Origin of the sequence: Rothia sp. HSID18067 (genome assembly GCF_003989445.1) — a bacterium.
Lineage (GTDB): Bacteria > Actinomycetota > Actinomycetes > Actinomycetales > Micrococcaceae > Rothia > Rothia aeria.
This window is the reverse complement of sequence record NZ_RBMF01000002.1, coordinates 711,320-727,577: the sequence shown is the minus strand read 5'-3', so window position 1 is coordinate 727,577 and position 16,258 is coordinate 711,320. Positions and strand designations below refer to the sequence as shown.

The window sequence follows — 16,258 nt, the reverse complement described above, 5'->3', positions numbered from 1 at the left end:
TCGACATAGGGTTAAAGGCCGTAATTACGTCTGACATAAGCGCCGTAGAGCACGCGGTACAGCTTTGGCGAGATCTTCAAGAGAGCACCCGCAGCACCCATGAGCGGGCGTGAACGCAGAGTCGCAAAAATCTGACCCCACGAAAGCTGTTTTCGGCATGCGGCGATGATGCGAGGCGCATCCGAACCGCCAGCAAGAAGTGCCTGCTGCGCATTATTGAGGAAGGTGACGCTTGTAGATGCGGCAAAAGCGTTTTTGCCTCGCGGGGTTTTCAGTAAATCTCCGGCAACGCGGCGCATATAGTCGGTGTGGCGAATACTCTCTTCAATGGGTGTGATGCGCCCCCAGGTGAGCCCACCCTGTTCCATCCTGTAGGTGTAGAGGTAATCGGTAATGCCGACCAGGCGCTTCGCTTTCATGCAGCAGGCAAAGACAACGAGGGCGTCTTCGGCACGATGAATGTCTTCGGCGAACCGCACCCCGTCAAATAGCTGGGAACGGAAAATTTTATCGCACATGAACCCGGTGTAACGGTCTTCCAAAAACTCAATGGCAATATCTTCGCCTTCGTGCACTCCAGGGGTGACTTTTGCCCGGTGCACTTCGGTACCGTCGCTGTGTCTGATGGTATGTCCGCATACGGCGATGTCGGCGTCGTAGGTGCGTGCCGCCTCGTGAAGTTTTTCGAGGAATTCGGGGTGGTACTCGTCGTCTGAGTCGATGAAGGCCACCCAGGTGCCGTGGGCTTTGTCGAGCCCCTGGTTGCGTACAGCCGAGACTCCTTGGTTATTGGGGTTATCGAAGACTCGAATACGCTGATCGGGGTGCTGCGTCAAGTAGTCATTAATAACCTGGGCGGCGTTATCGGGGGAGCCGTCAATCATGACGAGTAGCTCGAAGTTGGGGTCTGTCTGTGCAAGAACAGATTTGATGGCGCGCACAACGGAACCAGCGGTGTTATAGACCGGCATGATGATACTGGTGCGGGGGTCGCTCATAGGGGGTTCTCCGAGGCGATCAGGTACAGTCTACTATTCATTGTCCATACTACCGTGAACAACCTGAACTTGCCTGCTGAAACAACAAAAATCCCCTCGGGCTCTCACGACTGTGAGAGTCCGAGGGGGCTTCCGTAAAGGATGGATACCGTACCTAGAAGGAGGCTAAATCACACCCTCTGCATGCGCGATCTTTTCCAACAGAGGCAGAATACCAGGGTGCTTTTCAGCGCCAGCGGTGGAGGTGACGAAAATGCCATCCCATGTACCGTTTACTTTCTGCTCGATCTGATACAGAGAAGAAGCCTACTCAGCCTGGGTGCTGTGCAGCGTGCGGTCAACCTCATCAAGACGTTTCTGTACGCGCAGGAAGTTCTCGTCTGACCATTCGATAATGGCACGGGGAGTGGTCTTGTTATTGGGCTTGAACTTTTCCTTGGTGTTCTCACCCTGACGAACAAACTCAGTGTTCAGCACATCATCAACAGCACGGCGGGTATCGCGGTACACCTCATCGGCAGAAGGCCCCTCTGCCGGAGGACGGTAAATTGTCACGGCGGGACGACCGTTGTACCCCCAAATCACGTCATGCGGGTTAACGGTAATCCCATTAAACCCGTAGTTGCAATGAATAATATTATCCGAGTCGTTGCAGAAGAAGCAGGTATGACCACTTGCTCCGCTGGATGCGCCACGAACGCCCCAGATAAACACGTCGCCACGGCGTGCCGGAATGTTGCCGCTGGCATCTGCCCGCACCTGAGTCCACCCGGCACGCTCCAACGAACCAAAAAGACTATCAGTATTACCAATAGCGGTGTTTGCCGGAAGCATACCTGCATGCTTCAAGGCGAAATACACTGCCGAGCTACAGTCGTAGGAGCTAGGGTGCTATAAAGCTCTCTGTCATAGTAGATGATTCGCTACTCATGCTACCGCATCCTGTGGCGGCTCTATCTAGAAGACTTTTTTGCATTCAGAAGAGATATACGCTTCTGAATGCAAAAAAGTCTTCTAGATAGAACGTGGAGTAGGGCGCAACCCGGGCTGTGTGCGTGCGCAGGGGAGGTCACCTTTTCCCTCGCTGTTCGGAACAAGAGGGGCTGTTATCCGTACGGGGTTTTTGCGTGGCACGTTGTTGTAGCCATACCCGCAGCACAGTTATTGCCAGGGCGACCCAGGCGTTTACCTGCTCCCCGGTCAGTATCCCGTACGCCTGCAGGACGGTTATCAGCGCAGGAAGAAAAGTGACGAGGTGGCCCACCCACCGCAGACGGTGAGAGGCATGTTGAGGTGTGTTGTTTAAACGTGACATATTGCTCTCCTTGGTGATTGACATAGTGCGTTCTCTGGAAGGGGGCGGGGCGAACCGGGTGCTGATGAGCCGCGGGGTGTTGTGCAGGGTGCTGGAGCCAGCATCCAGCATACCCCAGTTGAAAGAAAAAGTCATGCATTACGGTAGAAAAATTCTTGCATAAAGGGGTGAAAGTCTCAAATATTCGGGCGGTATGCCTGAAAACCCAGGGTGTGTGACACACAAAATGAACCACTCTGTTACACTGGTGGCATGGCTATCGGTGACTACATTAAATACAAGACAGGACTCTCCCAGCGGGCGCTCGCCGCCGAACTCGGCATGAACCACAACGCTATTCAGCGGCGCTTCTCCGGCGCGGGAGTTATGGATGTAGAAACCCTCGTTAAAATAGCCGACCGCTACAGCCTCGACCTGCTTGACCTCATGGTAGAAAGCGGGCTCATCACCGCCGACCGCGCCAACTCCCTGCGCGTGGGCGGCTCCATCCGAGACGTCTCCAACGAAGACCTCATGGGCGAAGTCCTGCGCCGCATGAACACCACCCCAGTATCACCCGCCACGCCGCAACCCGCCGCAGCACCCGCCAGTGCGCCGCCCACACCCTCAGCCTCGGCCCCCACCGGCGGCGCACCCACCGCAACAGAGAACGAATACACCGCCGACAACTACGCCCTCGCGGCAAAACGCGGCGAACCCTACGACAGTGAGGAGGGATTCTTCGGTGCCTAACTACGACCCCTACACGCACGCACACGCGCTCGGGGTAGACATTATCTGGGGAACCCCAGGGCAGGGGATACTTGGCCGCTACGACCACGCCAGCCGCACCATTATCCTGCGGGAAGGCATGCTCACCCGGCAAGAACGCTCCGTACTCGCCCACGAACTTGTGCACGCCACCCGCGGCGATGAACACGACGCCTGGGACGCCCTATACAGCGCCCGCCGGGAACGCGCCTGCGACCTGAAAGCCGCCGAAAACCTCATCGACCCGGTTATACTGCGCCGCGCCGCCGCGTTCTACCCAGATAACCTCTCCGCGCTCGCCTATGAGCTGGATGTGACCGACGAACTGCTCGCCATCTACCTGGATGCGCACCCGTTCACCGCAGCCCACGCCTAACACCCACCTGCCCTGGTCTAGGCACCCTTCACCCTGCCCTATAGTAGAAAAACGGCTCAAGCACTCCTCGTAAGCTTCGCGCTTACTGATGGAGCGGCTCAAGCCGTTTCCTACACCGTAGGCTTTACCTCAGCCTGGCTTAAAAGTCTGAGGTAACACCCTACTCCTAGAGAGGGGCTAGCAGTTGCAGCTACTAGCCTCTCTTGCCTTATATAAGGCATAACTCATAAAGATAAAACCAGCTTAGCACACTGCCCCAAAGCCACTCATGGGTATCTTGTAGGCAGAGGATAGTAGCCCGAAAGAGGGTATTTTCTTCGCTGCTCGGACCAAATACCCGCTGCCTGCGGAATCTGGCTCGTTGGCCCACACCTCAAGTAGGATATAAAGGACGACGATTGGGGCTAACCCAACTTATTTCAGAAAGAAACTAAAAACCCATGCTTATTCTTGTTGTGAACGCAGGTTCCTCATCTCTCAAATACCAGGTGCGTGACACCTCCGCCCCCGAAGCAGAGCAGATGCTCACCTCCGGTCTCATTGAAAACATCGGTACTGACGTTCCCGACCACGAAGTCGCCCTGCATATGATGGCTGACAAGCTTAAAGACGTTTTGCACGGCCGCGAACTGCAGGCTATCGGCCACCGTGTGGTGCAGGGTGCCGAGAAGTTCACCCACCCCGTGCTGCTCAACGAGCAGGTGATCGACGAGATCGATGCGCTGTCCCCGCTTGCGCCGCTGCACAACCCCGCGCACGTGAAGGGTATGCGTGCCGCCTTCCACACCTGGCCCGACCTGCCGCAGGTTGCCGTGTTCGATACCGCATTCCACTCGACCATGCCCGAGCACGCCTGGCGTTACGCTATTCCTTATGACCTGGCTGATAAGTACAGCATTCGCCGCTACGGCTTCCACGGCACCAGCCACGAATACGTCTCCCACGTTGCCGCAGATATGCTCGGTATTGCCCGCGACGAATTTAACGGTGTGGTGGCGCACCTGGGCAATGGCGCATCCGTGACCGCTGTGAAGGGCGGAAAGTCCGTGGATACCTCAATGGGCTACACCCCGCTGGCTGGCCTGGTGATGGGTACCCGTTCGGGCGATATTGACCCCTCCGCGCTGACCACGATTCTCACCCGCGACCCCGAGATCGATGCGGAACGCCTGGATACCATTCTCAACAAGGAGTCCGGCCTGCTGGCACTGGCGGGTTCCAACGATATGCGTAAGGTGGTGGAGTCTGCGCAGTCGGGCGATGAGCGTGCACAGCTGGCCCTGGATATGACCGCATACCGCCTGATGAAGTACATCGGCGGCTACAACCTGGTGGTTGGCGGCGCGCAGGCGCTTATTTTCACCGCAGGTATTGGCGAGAACTCCGGCGACTTCCGCAAGCTGGTGCTGGACCGCTTGGCACCGTTGGGCATTCGTTACAACGAGGAAGAGAACATGAAGCGTTCCCCCGAACCGCGCCTGATCTCGACCGAGGATTCGAGCATTGCCGTGTTCGTCATCCCCACCAACGAGGAGAAGGCGATCGCCGAAGCCACCGAAGAACTGGTACGCGCATAACCGTAACCTTGTAGCACACGTATAAGCTGCTGACAAGCGAAGGCTGCCGCAGTGTAGCGTGTCGCCCCGGTTTAAAGCCCGGTGCCTTCCCGCAGAAGGGGAGGCGCCGGGCTTTAAATGTATAAAGTTTTAGTGAATACCCTCGCACTATATTCCGTGGCAACTATGATTAAATATTCTTGAGAATGCTATTTTTATTTCTAAAATATGAATACTTTATGGGTAAAATATTCCATTTTTTACGGTATTTTGTGGTGTAAAAGTAATAAATATTCTGCATATTTACACATTCTGCATGTTTCGTTATTCCGACTGGGGTGGTTCCCCTAAAGTCGCGGTATGACGGGGGAAAGCCGCCCAAAGCCCCCGCGTGAAGGCCCTCTAAAAATATTTAGTGATACCGCACATAGAATGCACAAAACGCAAAAAAGCGAAGAATTATACTGCTAGACTAAAGGGGTCAGAAGCGGCAGATAATGCATTAGGGCAGTATCCGCAAGAAAGCGGAACCCCCGACCTCGTTACACTTCATGTATTATCAGCGGCCGCAATAAAAAAGTAGCGCCGATAGATAAGAGAATACGGATGAATAACAATATTTCACGCCGCAAACTTGTGGCAGGGGCAGCGTGGTCAGCTCCGGCAGTGCTAGCCACCACCGCAGTCCCGGCGTATGCATCATCTACCGAGTGCCTGCCCGACCAGAGCAAAGGCGGGCTGAAAAAACACGAAAACTACGCACAAGAACTCGTGTGGGACGTCCCCGCAGACGCCAAAGAACTGCACTTTGAAGTCACCGGAGCCGCAGGCGGCTCATTCAGTGATGACTCCACCGGCATCACCGGTATAGGCGGTGCGGGTACAACCGTTAAAGGCAGCGTGCGCCTTAACGGCACCGGAAAATTCACCTTTATTGCTGGCGAAGGCGGAGGCTACAACCGCGGCAACAGCGTAAAACCCGGCAAAGGCTACGGCAGCGGAGGCGCCCACGGTCCCTCCCTCACCGACAGGGCCGGTGAAAATGCTAAAGAATTCTTTGGCCCCACCGGTGGCGGCGCATCCGCCATCCTCTTCAATAACGAGCCCCTCGTGGTCGCTGGCGCCGGTGGCGGCGCTGGCATCCTCATTAACCAGCGCTCAAACGACAACCAAGACCTGTACTGGCAGATGAACGAGCCGATCTACGGCGGCTCGGGCGGTGAAAAAGCAAACGCGGCAGCCAGTACGGCAGCAACCTTCGTCAACGACACCTCGGCGGCCATCCCCGCCAACGGTGGTCAGGGCGGTGAGCCCACCGGAGACGGCGGCCAAGGCGGCCCCAACCCGACGCTGCAGCTCCCCAGCGGCGGGGCTATCCACGCCGAATCATCCCAAGGGGTGAGCATCGTCAATAACACCATTGCGGGCCAGAAAGGCGGCAAAGCCGGCGACGACCGCAAAGCTGACGGTGCGCAAAGCTCCGCACAGTACTCCAGCGTGACCCTCGGCGCTGAAACCCTCGCCACCATTGTGCACTCCGGCACCGGTGGAGGCGGCTACGGCGGCGGCGGGTCAGGGTCAGTGGCCGCACTGGCCGCATACCAGGGTGAAGGCGGAACCGCACCCGGCGTATCGGCCCCTGAAGAAACTAAAGACTCGGCGAAAAGCACGCCCGCACAGGACCACGCCAAAGGTGAAACCAGCAAAGGTATCACCCGGCCCACCGGAGCGTTCAGCGCGGGCGCATTCGGTGCAGGCGGCGGCGCGGGCGGCAGCTACGTGGATAAAACAGTCGAAAAAGGCGTGATCGTGCCCGGAGAAAACTGGGGCGTGGTCGGTCAGCGCATCCACGGCGCCATTAAGTTCTGGTACTGCTAAACAAGCAGGACCAGAAGTTATGGGGGTGTAATGGAGCGAGTGTTGTAGTAGAGCGAGAGTGGTACAGGGTTGTAAGGTGCCCTGTATTCTTCGGAACATCCCCATAACTTAAAGGCTAGGGGCGGTTCCCGCCGGTGAGGTAACGAGCGCCGGCGGCGGGCCGCCCCTTGTGCTATTCATATGCGGCCGCACCACACGCTTGAAACCGCGCACACCTAGTCGCACGGTACGCAGTGGGAGGCGGCGCAAGCGGGCCTCTACGCTGATTCTCTGAGCATCCACCCTTCTACCCTACCCGAGCGGCAGCACCCACCGCGCGGTCATGGCCGGACAACACACCCCGGCGCGGCCCACCCTAAAGTGCCGTGAGAGAGCCGCCAACCGTGTACCCGCCCTCAAAGAAACACGGTACAGTTGGGATAAAGACAAAAAGACACCAAGAACTGGACTACTGCATGACCCAGCACGGACCGGACCAGCCGAACCCCGCCGGTGGGGGCGGCCTGCCCAACGACCTCAGTCAAGGGTGGCTGCCCGAAGACAAACGGCAAACCCCCACCAGCCCGCTACCCGCCCCTAAATTCTGGGGATTTCAAAGCCTGCTGCCGTATAAGGCTGTCAACGGTTTGCGGCACCCCGGTGAGCTGCCCTGGCTCATTGCCGCCTACTCGTTTACCCTCATCTCGTACATTGGTCTGATCGTTTTCATTATCGAATCCTTCCTGCTCGTGATAGACAGCAGGGACTCCCTGAGGGATTTCGGTGATTACCCGCGTACCGGATCCGCCGAATACTACATGCAGGAGTACCTCCAACAGTTCGTGGTGCTGCTGGTGCTGGGGCCGCTGCTCATCTACATTGCGCGTGCCATACTCTACGCACAGCAGCGCGTGCGCGGCATCCGCATGTCTCCCACCCAGTTCCCTGAGGGGTACCAGATGGTCGTTGAGGCCGCCCGCGCTGCTGGTCTGCGCCGCGTCCCCGACGCCTACGTTATTAGCGGCAACGGCACGCTGAACGCCTTCGCCGCCGGCCACGGGTTCCGCCGCTACATTTGCGTATACTCCGACATGTTCGAGGTTGGCGGTAAAACCCGTGACCCCGAGGCGCTGCGCTACGTCATCGGGCACGAGGTGGGGCATATCGCCGCAGGCCACGTGAGCTATTTCCGGCTGCTGTTCACCAATAGTTTTATGCGGCTGCCCGTTGTTGGGCAGGCGCTTTCACGCGCGCAGGAGTACACCGCCGACAACTTTGGTTACCGCCTCTCACCCGATGGCGCCAGGGGAGGCATGAAAGTGCTCGCCGGCGGTAAGTACCTGAACAAGCAGGTGAACTTTGACGAGTTCGCCGACCGTGCCGTCACCGACGGGGGACTGGCCGTATGGTTCGTTAACCTCATCTCCTCCCACCCGGTGCTGACCTGGCGCGCCCACGCGATCCGCAACCGCCAAGAACCGGGGCGCCTCTTCTGGCGGCCCACCTATAACCCGCCCTCGGTGCCCGCGCTCATCCCCTCCTCCGAGCCGGTGCCGCTGTGGCCCGACCCGCTGCAGGCGGACGCGTTTATGCAGGAACAGAAGCCTGCCTGGGAGAACTACAGCCTGGACACCGTGCAGCTGCACACCCCACCCAACCCCGAGGGCGCACCGAAGTTCGAGGGCACCCTATACACCGGGTGGCAGGATGCGGCTGCCCGCGCCGCCTACGCCTCCCGGTGGGAGCAGTACGCCGCCAGCGGCGGGCAGCAGCCCATGTGGCAGCCGCCCGGGTACGGCCCAGCACCGCAGCCGAGGCAGCCTCAGCCGTACCAGCCAAACCAGGCACAGCCGCAACCGCAACAGTACCCGCAGCCGCAGCAGCCCGCACAGCCCGGGCCGCAGCAGGGCACCTACGGATACTATGTGCAGCCCGGGCAGCAGCCCGGCGGTGCTCAGCCGGGTACTGCACAACCAGGTGCACAACCAGGCGGCGCTGGGCAGATGCAGCAGCCGTACGGCTACGACCCCGGTTCGCAGGTTGCTCCGAGCCGCCCCGGTCAGCCGCAGCAGCCTCAGCCTGGGCGGGGCTACGGGTACTATGTGCCAACGGGGCAGGATGGCTCAATGGCACCGCAGCACGATGGTGAAAGCGCACAGCAGCAGGCCCACGTTCCGTACGGTATTGACCCGCAGGCAGGCTCTGGACCCGCCGAATCAGAAACCCCAGTTGAACAAACCCCAGTTGAACAAACCCCGGCTGAGCCTGATGCCACGTGTTCGGACACTGACGCGTCCGCCGATACCGGCGACTCTGCGGGGGACTCCTGCGCAGGCTCTGCCGCAGATTACGATTCAGGTTCCAGCTCGGACGTCAGTACGGATAGCGGGTCAGACTCCGGGACGGATTTCGGCTTTTCAACGGATTTCGACGGATCCTCCACCGATTAAATATTCTAAAAACTGAATATACGTTGTGCCCTGATATTGCGGGGCAGTGCGCGGCCGTCTTGCAGGTACTGTGAGGCGGCCGCCGCGTACCACAGCGCATAAACGCCCCGGGTAACACCGGGCGCTCGGTGCGGTATACACGGCAGGGAAAGCGCCGCGTGAAGGCGCCGCGATGCAGGCACACCGGTGCGTTCCGGAGCTCTAAGGCGCCTGGGGTGCGAGTAGAATGGGGTCATGCTCAGCAAACTCAAGGGAAAACGCCCCGATGCGCTTATCGTCATGCTCATTACCGCCGTGATACTGGCGATTTTTATCCCGGCACGCGGGGACTTCGCCGCATGGTTTAGCACCGGAACCAAGTTTGCTGTGGCGCTGCTGTTCTACCTGTACGGTGCGCGCCTTTCCACCAGTGAGGCCCTCAAAGGGCTGGCGCATTGGCGGCTTCACGCCATGATTCTCACCTGCACCTTCGTGCTTTTCCCCCTGTTCGGGTTGGCGCTTTACCCGCTGCGGTTCGTGCTTGGTGACGGGCTGTACCTGGGGCTGCTGTTCCTGACGCTCGTGCCCTCAACGGTGCAGGCATCAATCGCCTTTACGTCCATTGCTGGGGGGAATGTGGCGGCGGCGATTGTCAGCGCGTCCCTCTCAAGTATTGTGGGGGTGCTTGCCACCCCGCTCTTAGCGATGCTGCTCATGAACAGCGACCATGTGGCGATCTCCGGCAGCGTGTTCCTTGATATTGCTATTCAGCTGTTCCTGCCGTTTCTGCTGGGGCAGCTCACCCGGCGGTGGGTGGGGGAGTTCGCGAAGAAACCCACCACCAAGTGGCTCGATAAGTTCTCGGTCATGATGATCGTCTATTCGGCGTTTTCAGCCTCGGTGGTGCAGGGGGTGTGGACGCGCGTGGACTGGTGGCAGATTGTGCTGCTGGTGGTTATTACGGCGCTCATGGTTGCGTTCATGCTGTGGGTGACCGACGTGATCGCCCGAAAGCTCGGGTTTAGCCGTGCGGACCGCATCACCATCCAATTTTGCGGGTCGAAGAAGTCTCTGGCGGCGGGCCTGCCCATGGCGATTATTATTTTCGGTTCCGGCTCGCTCGGGTTATTGATGCTGCCGCTGATGGTGTTCCACCAGGTGCAGCTAATGATGTGCACCTGGCTCGCAACCCGCTACAGCCGCACCCTGGGGCTTACCTCCTCATAATTAGGGGCACCCACGGCGTGGATTCCACCATGTGAGAGACCTGCTTGCACACCGTATATTTCGGAGCCGAAATATGGTGCTGTTCTTCGCCCTGAGCTAGAAAATTCGGGGACTAGTCGTGCATTTTGAAGAGAATGCAGGCAGAATAGGTATAAGCTTGAGTTAGGTTACACGCGCAAGCGCAGATAACAGACACACCGTCACAGTGAAGTGATAGAACTTCGGAGGCATACCTTGTCAGTGAGTGACAACGCTATGGGACGCTACTCTGGCGCCGATGCATGGATAGAGCAATACTTCCACAACAGCCCAGACACCGACCGCGAAGGCTACACCTCGGCGCAATTGGAGGCGCTGGCCCGCACCCACCGTGAGCTGGCGCAGACACGCGCACCCGGCACTCCCCTGATTGAGGTGCACGATACCGAACATTCCACCATGGTGCTCATCGTAAATGACGACATGCCGCACCTGGTAAGCTCCATCACCGCCTATGTTTCCTCTGAGTTCGGCGGTATCGAGTCGATCTTCCATCCCCTCTTCGTGGTTGAGCGCGGCCCCGACGGTAACCTGCTGGTTGTGCGCGGCACCGGGGTCGATAAGCCCGTAGCCAGCGGCGACACCGCCACCTTGGGGATCCCCGCCCTGAAACTCTCAGAAGATGCCCCGCCCGGTTCAACCGTGGCCGTGGAGTCGTGGATTGCGTTACGGCTGACCAGGCACCTGAGCGCCGAACGGGTTCAGACGCTGCGTGAGGGCGTGACGAAAACACTCTCCGACGTGCACGCTGCTGCCCGCGATAAGGAGAAAATGATCCTGCAGGTCAATAACATCATCACCTCCATGGATGCCCTGCGCGGGGTCACCCTTGGTGACGGGCAGGAATCGTTCAACGCCCACCCCGGCGGGAACGAGCCAGCCGCGAGGGTTATTGCCTGCCAGGAGTTCCTGCGCTGGCTGACCCGCGGGAATTTCCTGTTCCTCGGCGTGAAAGAGCGCGTGCTCACCTCGGGCGCTGCAGGGTTTGAGCTTGTTGACAAGCCCGGCAGTGCCTTGGGTATCCTGCGTTCCACCGAGGGCAAGCACAGTATCGCCCTCTCCGGGAAGGCGCTGGACCGTGCTCTTATGCCCCGCCCGCTGTACGTGACGAAAGCGAACACCCGCTCCACTGTGGGGCGCATCGACTACCTCGACTATGTGGGGGTGCGCCGTTTTGATGCCACCGGCCGGGTGGTGGGCGAGTACGTCATCCTGGGGCTGTTTTCCCGGCAGGCGTACTCACTGCCGGCTGTTGAGACGCCGTTGATTCGTGAGCGGATCGCCATGGTTCGCCGTCGTCTAGGGTTCCACCCCGGCTCCCACTCCGATAAGGCGCTGATTGGCGCTATTGAAGACTACCCGCGCCTTGAGCTGATTCAGGCGTCGGTGGATTTCCTCACCGAAACTTTCAAAGGGATTATGGGGCTGGAAGAGCGCCGTAAAACCCGGTTGTTTTTACGTGTGGACCGGTTTGACCGGTTCATTACCGCGGTCGTGTACCTTCCGCGTGATCGGTTCAACACCACCGTGCTTAACCGCATCCAGCAGGTATTCCGTGAGGAGTTTGACCTGCAGGCCATCGACTACCAGATTTACCTCTCGTCGTCGTCGCTGGCCCGTATATTTTTCCGTATCCGGCTCACCGACCCCACGGTTGTGCCGGAAACGGATATTAGCGCTCTCGAAAAGCGGCTGCAGACGGCCACCCGCTCCTGGGCGGAAGCCACCGCCGCCGCACTTGAGACGCTCAAACCCGGCATTGAGGGCCGCCGCCTGGCCGCCGCCTGGGCGGAAGCCGCACCCATGGCCTACCGTGCCGAATACGAAGTAGAAAATGCAATTGAGGATATCGTGACTTTTGAATCTCTAATGGCTGAGACCACTAAGCCCGCCGCTATCAAAGTTGAAAACGGCGCAGGCAACGTCACCCGCCTGAAGACCTACCTGACCAGTCCCCACACCCTCACCGAGCTTCTGCCCGTCATGCAGAACATGGGCCTGATCGTCGCCGATCAGAACCCCTCCGAACTCACCAGGGAAGACGGTTCACGCGTCTACCTGTACGACTTCGGTGTGGAATTCCCCGAGGGTGTGGACCCCGAGGAAGTCGCCTCGCTCTACGAGGACGCGCTGAACGCCTACCTGCTGGGCCAGCGCGAATCTGACACGCTCGATAGGCTGATCCTGGTGGAGGGCCTCACCTGGCAGGAGGCGAGCCTATTCCGCGCCTTTAACCACTACCTGATTCAGCTGGGTCTGGGGTACACCCCCTCGTTCATGTCGAACACCCTGCTGGCGAACTCCGCCGTCACCCTGCTGCTGGTGGACTTCTTCCACACCAGCTTTAACCCGAAGAACGGGCTCACCGACGAGGCCCGTGAGGCTAAGCGCGCCGAGCTGATTGAGCGCCTGCGTGAAGAGCTCAATAAGATCCCCACTTTGGACGCCGACCGCTACCTGCGGTCACTGACCCGCGTGATCCGCGCCGTGCTGCGCACCAACGCGTACCTTAACCGTGAATCCTTGGCGTTTAAGGTCGCCTCCGAGGAACTCATTTTCGCGCCCCTGCCGCACCCCAAGTACGAGATTTTCGTGTACTCCCCGCGCGTGGAGGGCGTGCACCTGCGCTTCGGCGACGTGGCCCGCGGCGGCCTGCGCTGGTCGGATCGCCGCGACGACTTCCGCACCGAGGTGCTGGGCCTGGTCAAGGCGCAGATGGTGAAGAACGCCGTGATTATTCCCACCGGTGCCAAGGGTGGTTTCTACCCCAAGCAGCTGCCGGATCCGGCCGTGGATCGTGACGCCTGGATCGCTGAGGGCCGCGAATCCTACAAGGTGTTCATCCGCTCCCTGCTGGATGTGACCGACAACCTCAAGGTGTCTGCTGACGGCACCGAGACCGTGGTACGCCCCGAAGGTATTGTGGCCCGCGACGGGGACGACTACTACCTGGTGGTCGCCGCTGATAAGGGAACCGCCGCATTCTCCGATACCGCAAACGCGATCAGCGCCGAGTACGGGTTCTGGCTGGGCGATGCGTTCGCATCCGGCGGCTCGGTCGGGTACGACCACAAGGCGATGGGCATTACCGCCCGCGGCGCGTGGGAGTCCGTCAAGCGCCACTTTGCGGAGCTGGGCCATGACTGCCAGGCGGAGGAATTCACCGCCGTCGGCATTGGTGATATGTCTGGTGACGTGTTCGGCAACGGCATGATGCTCTCGCAGAAGACCCGCCTGGTTGCTGCCTTCGACCACCGCGACATTTTCCTAGACCCAAACCCGGATGCGGCGATTTCGTTTGAAGAGCGCGTGCGCCTGTACAACCTGCCGCGCTCCTCATGGCAGGACTACAACCGTGAGCTGATTTCCGCTGGCGGCGGCGTGTACTCGCGCAGCGCCAAGTCGATTGAGATCACCCCGCAGGTTCGTGAAGCCCTGGGCCTGGGCGAGGACGTGACCGAACTGGCGCCCCCGCAGCTGCTCGCGGCGGTTCTGAAGGCACCGGTTGACCTGCTCTACAACGGCGGTATCGGCACCTACGTGAAGGCATCCACCGAGGACAACCTGCAGGTGGGCGATAAAGCCAACGACGCGTTGCGCGTGAACGGTAACGAGCTGCGCGCCAAGATCGTGGGTGAGGGCGGCAACCTGGGCTTCACCCAGCTGGGCCGTGTGGAGGCCGCCGAGAACGGCATCATCATTAATACTGACGCGATCGACAACTCCGCCGGTGTGGAGACCTCCGACCGCGAGGTGAACATTAAGATCCTGGTGGATCGCCTGGTGACCGGCGGTGAGCTTGCCGCTGAAGAGCGCGCCGACTTCATTGAGTCCCTGCGGGACGAGGTGGGTGCTAAGGTGCTTGAAACCAATATTGAGCAGAACGTGCTGCTGCAGGGTGAGTTCCACGAGACGTTCCTGGGCATTAACGTGTACAAGCGCCTGATGCGCCACCTGGAGGCGAACGCAGGGCTGAACCGCAAGGTCGAATTCCTGCCCACGGATAAGCAGCTGCAGGCGCGTTTTGAGGCGACCGGGCTGGGCCTGACCCGCCCCGAGCTGTCGGTGCTGGCCGCCTACGTGAAGATTTACCTCACGCACGCCCTGGAGCAAACCGATTTCGCGGACGATCCCTACCTGAGCGGGGTACTGCACGAGTACTTCCCGGCAGCCCTGGTGGAGCGTTTCGGCGAGTACCTGGAATCACACCCGCTGCGTAAGGAGATTATCTGCACCCGCGTCGCCAACGAGATGGTGAACCTGGGCGGTATTACCTTCGCTTACCGTGTGACGGAAGAAACCAATGTTGGTGTGGACTCTGTGGCGCGTGCCTTTATTGTGGCCCGCGAACTGTTCGAGCTTGGCAAGTCCGCCGCGTTGCACCGTGCACTGCCGGCCACCACCGACCTGGAGGCATGGTACACGGTACTGCGTGATAACCAGCGTGTGCTGGACCGCGTGGTGCGCTGGCTGATTGCTGAGCGCGGCGTGGTTGCCGGCATCAGCATCGGCCAGATGCTGCAGAACTTCGGTGAGGTTGTCTCCCTGCGCCACAACCTGCCTGAATACCTCTCGGAAGCTTCCCGTGAGCGGGTGCGCGCTAAGCGTGTGCTCGGTGAAGAGTGGGGCCTGCCGGAGGATCTTATCGTCATCTGGATTCGCGGGTTCGAAGGTTACGCCCTCATGGACGTTATCCGTTCCGCACGGGACAACAGCCTGGGTGCAACCGAGCTGGCGCCGATCTATTTCGCATCCTACGACCGGTTCAAGGTGGATCAGCTGCTGGGCCTGATCAGCGAGCTGCCGCGTAATGACCGCTGGGAGACCCTGGCACGTCAGGCGATGCGCGGCAGCCTGTACGAGACCGCCGCCGAGCTGGCGATCTCTGTGGCGTCTGAGAACGGTAAGCATGAGACGCACACCCCCGCCGGGGCGCAGCTGGCGCTTCAGGAATGGGTTGAGAACCACCCGACCCGTGTGGGCAATATTGACCGTGTTCTCGCCGAAATCCGTGAGGCTGAACCGGCACCGGCCGGGCACCCGCGTCTGGCCGTGATTTCGGTGGCTCTGCGCACGCTCTCTAGCGCATCCTAGGGGCATTACCGCCAGAATAAGGCTGAAAAGGCCCGGTGCTCCCACTCGACAGAGCGGGGTGCCGGGCCTTTCGCTGTGCTCCGCGCCCGTCTTCAAGGAGACACCCATCCGGTTTGAAAGTGCACTGCGGGCCGGGAAGGCGCCCGCGCCCGCCTTCGGGTGGTGCAGGCCATAAAAATATGGTTTTTAATGTGAAACCCCACACATAGTAAGGGATTTATTGGTAATCTCAATTTGACGTACCACGGGGGTATGGGGGCATTATTAAACGTCTGGAGATTGTTGCCGCAGGCAGTTAGCACGGTGTTTTACACAATACGTCAAACAAACGTGGTGCGAATAATATTTCATTTTATTCGCCGTTAAGCGGAGATTTAAATACACCACGCCGAAGGAAAAATACTCTAGAAATCAAGGTAAAACCCGCAATTACGCGGAAATAAACCCAACGATAAACACGCGCATTTATACCGGTTAATGAATACCATCCCGGTGTGCGCTAATATCATGTAAAGACTGAAAGTTAACGTAAGCCTATACCTTGAGGACAACATGATGGAAAGGCCCGCCCGCAGCCGGCTCAGACGCAGATAAAACAATATTTAGGCGAGACAAGC

At 59.3% G+C, this 16,258-nt stretch carries 8 protein-coding genes and 1 pseudogene; 7 read left to right on the top strand and 2 right to left on the bottom strand.

The window, feature by feature from the left end; translation table 11 throughout:
* Positions 1-11 precede the first annotated feature (11 nt).
* Both D8M23_RS08230 and D8M23_RS08225 read right to left on the bottom strand, forming a co-directional pair.
* Positions 12-998, bottom strand: a complete 987-nt coding sequence (locus tag D8M23_RS08230; RefSeq protein WP_094758493.1) for a glycosyltransferase family 2 protein — start codon at positions 996-998, stop codon at positions 12-14.
* A 306-nt stretch (positions 999-1,304) separates the two neighbouring features.
* Positions 1,305-1,874, bottom strand: a pseudogene (locus D8M23_RS08225) (peptidoglycan amidohydrolase family protein); the annotation flags it as partial.
* 691 nt (positions 1,875-2,565) lie between these two features.
* Here D8M23_RS08225 and D8M23_RS08220 point away from each other — a divergent pair.
* The 7 genes from D8M23_RS08220 (at position 2,566) to D8M23_RS08185 (ending at position 15,641) form a co-directional block, all read left to right on the top strand.
* The gene (locus D8M23_RS08220) at positions 2,566-3,045 is read left to right on the top strand and encodes a helix-turn-helix domain-containing protein (protein WP_126854378.1); all 480 of its coding nucleotides are present in this window, start codon (positions 2,566-2,568) and stop codon (positions 3,043-3,045) included.
* Entirely contained in the window at positions 3,038-3,439 is a 402-nt protein-coding gene (locus D8M23_RS08215; RefSeq protein WP_006888560.1) for an ImmA/IrrE family metallo-endopeptidase, read from the top strand. Before D8M23_RS08220 ends, D8M23_RS08215 begins: the two co-directional genes overlap by 8 nt.
* 440 nt (positions 3,440-3,879) lie before the next feature.
* Positions 3,880-5,016, top strand: coding sequence for an acetate/propionate family kinase (locus D8M23_RS08205; RefSeq protein ID WP_006888463.1), 1,137 nt, complete (start codon positions 3,880-3,882; stop codon positions 5,014-5,016).
* Positions 5,017-5,601: 585 nt separating this feature from the next.
* Positions 5,602-6,873, top strand: a complete 1,272-nt coding sequence (locus D8M23_RS08200) for a hypothetical protein (RefSeq protein ID WP_126854377.1) — start codon at positions 5,602-5,604, stop codon at positions 6,871-6,873.
* Between the two features lie 455 nt (positions 6,874-7,328).
* Positions 7,329-9,302, top strand: a complete 1,974-nt coding sequence (locus D8M23_RS08195; protein WP_126854376.1) for a M48 family metallopeptidase — start codon at positions 7,329-7,331, stop codon at positions 9,300-9,302.
* 234 nt (positions 9,303-9,536) lie between these two features.
* A complete protein-coding gene (locus D8M23_RS08190) occupies positions 9,537-10,508 on the top strand; it encodes a bile acid:sodium symporter family protein (protein ID WP_037236153.1) in 972 nt (323 codons plus the stop codon).
* A gap of 255 nt (positions 10,509-10,763) precedes the next feature.
* Positions 10,764-15,641, top strand: a complete 4,878-nt coding sequence (locus D8M23_RS08185; protein WP_390896168.1) for an NAD-glutamate dehydrogenase — start codon at positions 10,764-10,766, stop codon at positions 15,639-15,641.
* The last annotated feature ends 617 nt before the right edge of the window (positions 15,642-16,258 follow it).

Coding starts and splice junctions, on each gene's coding strand:
- D8M23_RS08230 (WP_094758493.1), bottom strand. CDS start 998: ATGAGCGACCCCCGCACCAGTATCATCATGCCGGTCTATAACACCGCT.
- D8M23_RS08220 (WP_126854378.1), top strand. CDS start 2,566: ATGGCTATCGGTGACTACATTAAATACAAGACAGGACTCTCCCAGCGG.
- D8M23_RS08205 (WP_006888463.1), top strand. CDS start 3,880: ATGCTTATTCTTGTTGTGAACGCAGGTTCCTCATCTCTCAAATACCAG.
- D8M23_RS08200 (WP_126854377.1), top strand. CDS start 5,602: ATGAATAACAATATTTCACGCCGCAAACTTGTGGCAGGGGCAGCGTGG.
- D8M23_RS08195 (WP_126854376.1), top strand. CDS start 7,329: ATGACCCAGCACGGACCGGACCAGCCGAACCCCGCCGGTGGGGGCGGC.
- D8M23_RS08190 (WP_037236153.1), top strand. CDS start 9,537: ATGCTCAGCAAACTCAAGGGAAAACGCCCCGATGCGCTTATCGTCATG.
- D8M23_RS08185 (WP_390896168.1), top strand. CDS start 10,764: ATGGGACGCTACTCTGGCGCCGATGCATGGATAGAGCAATACTTCCAC.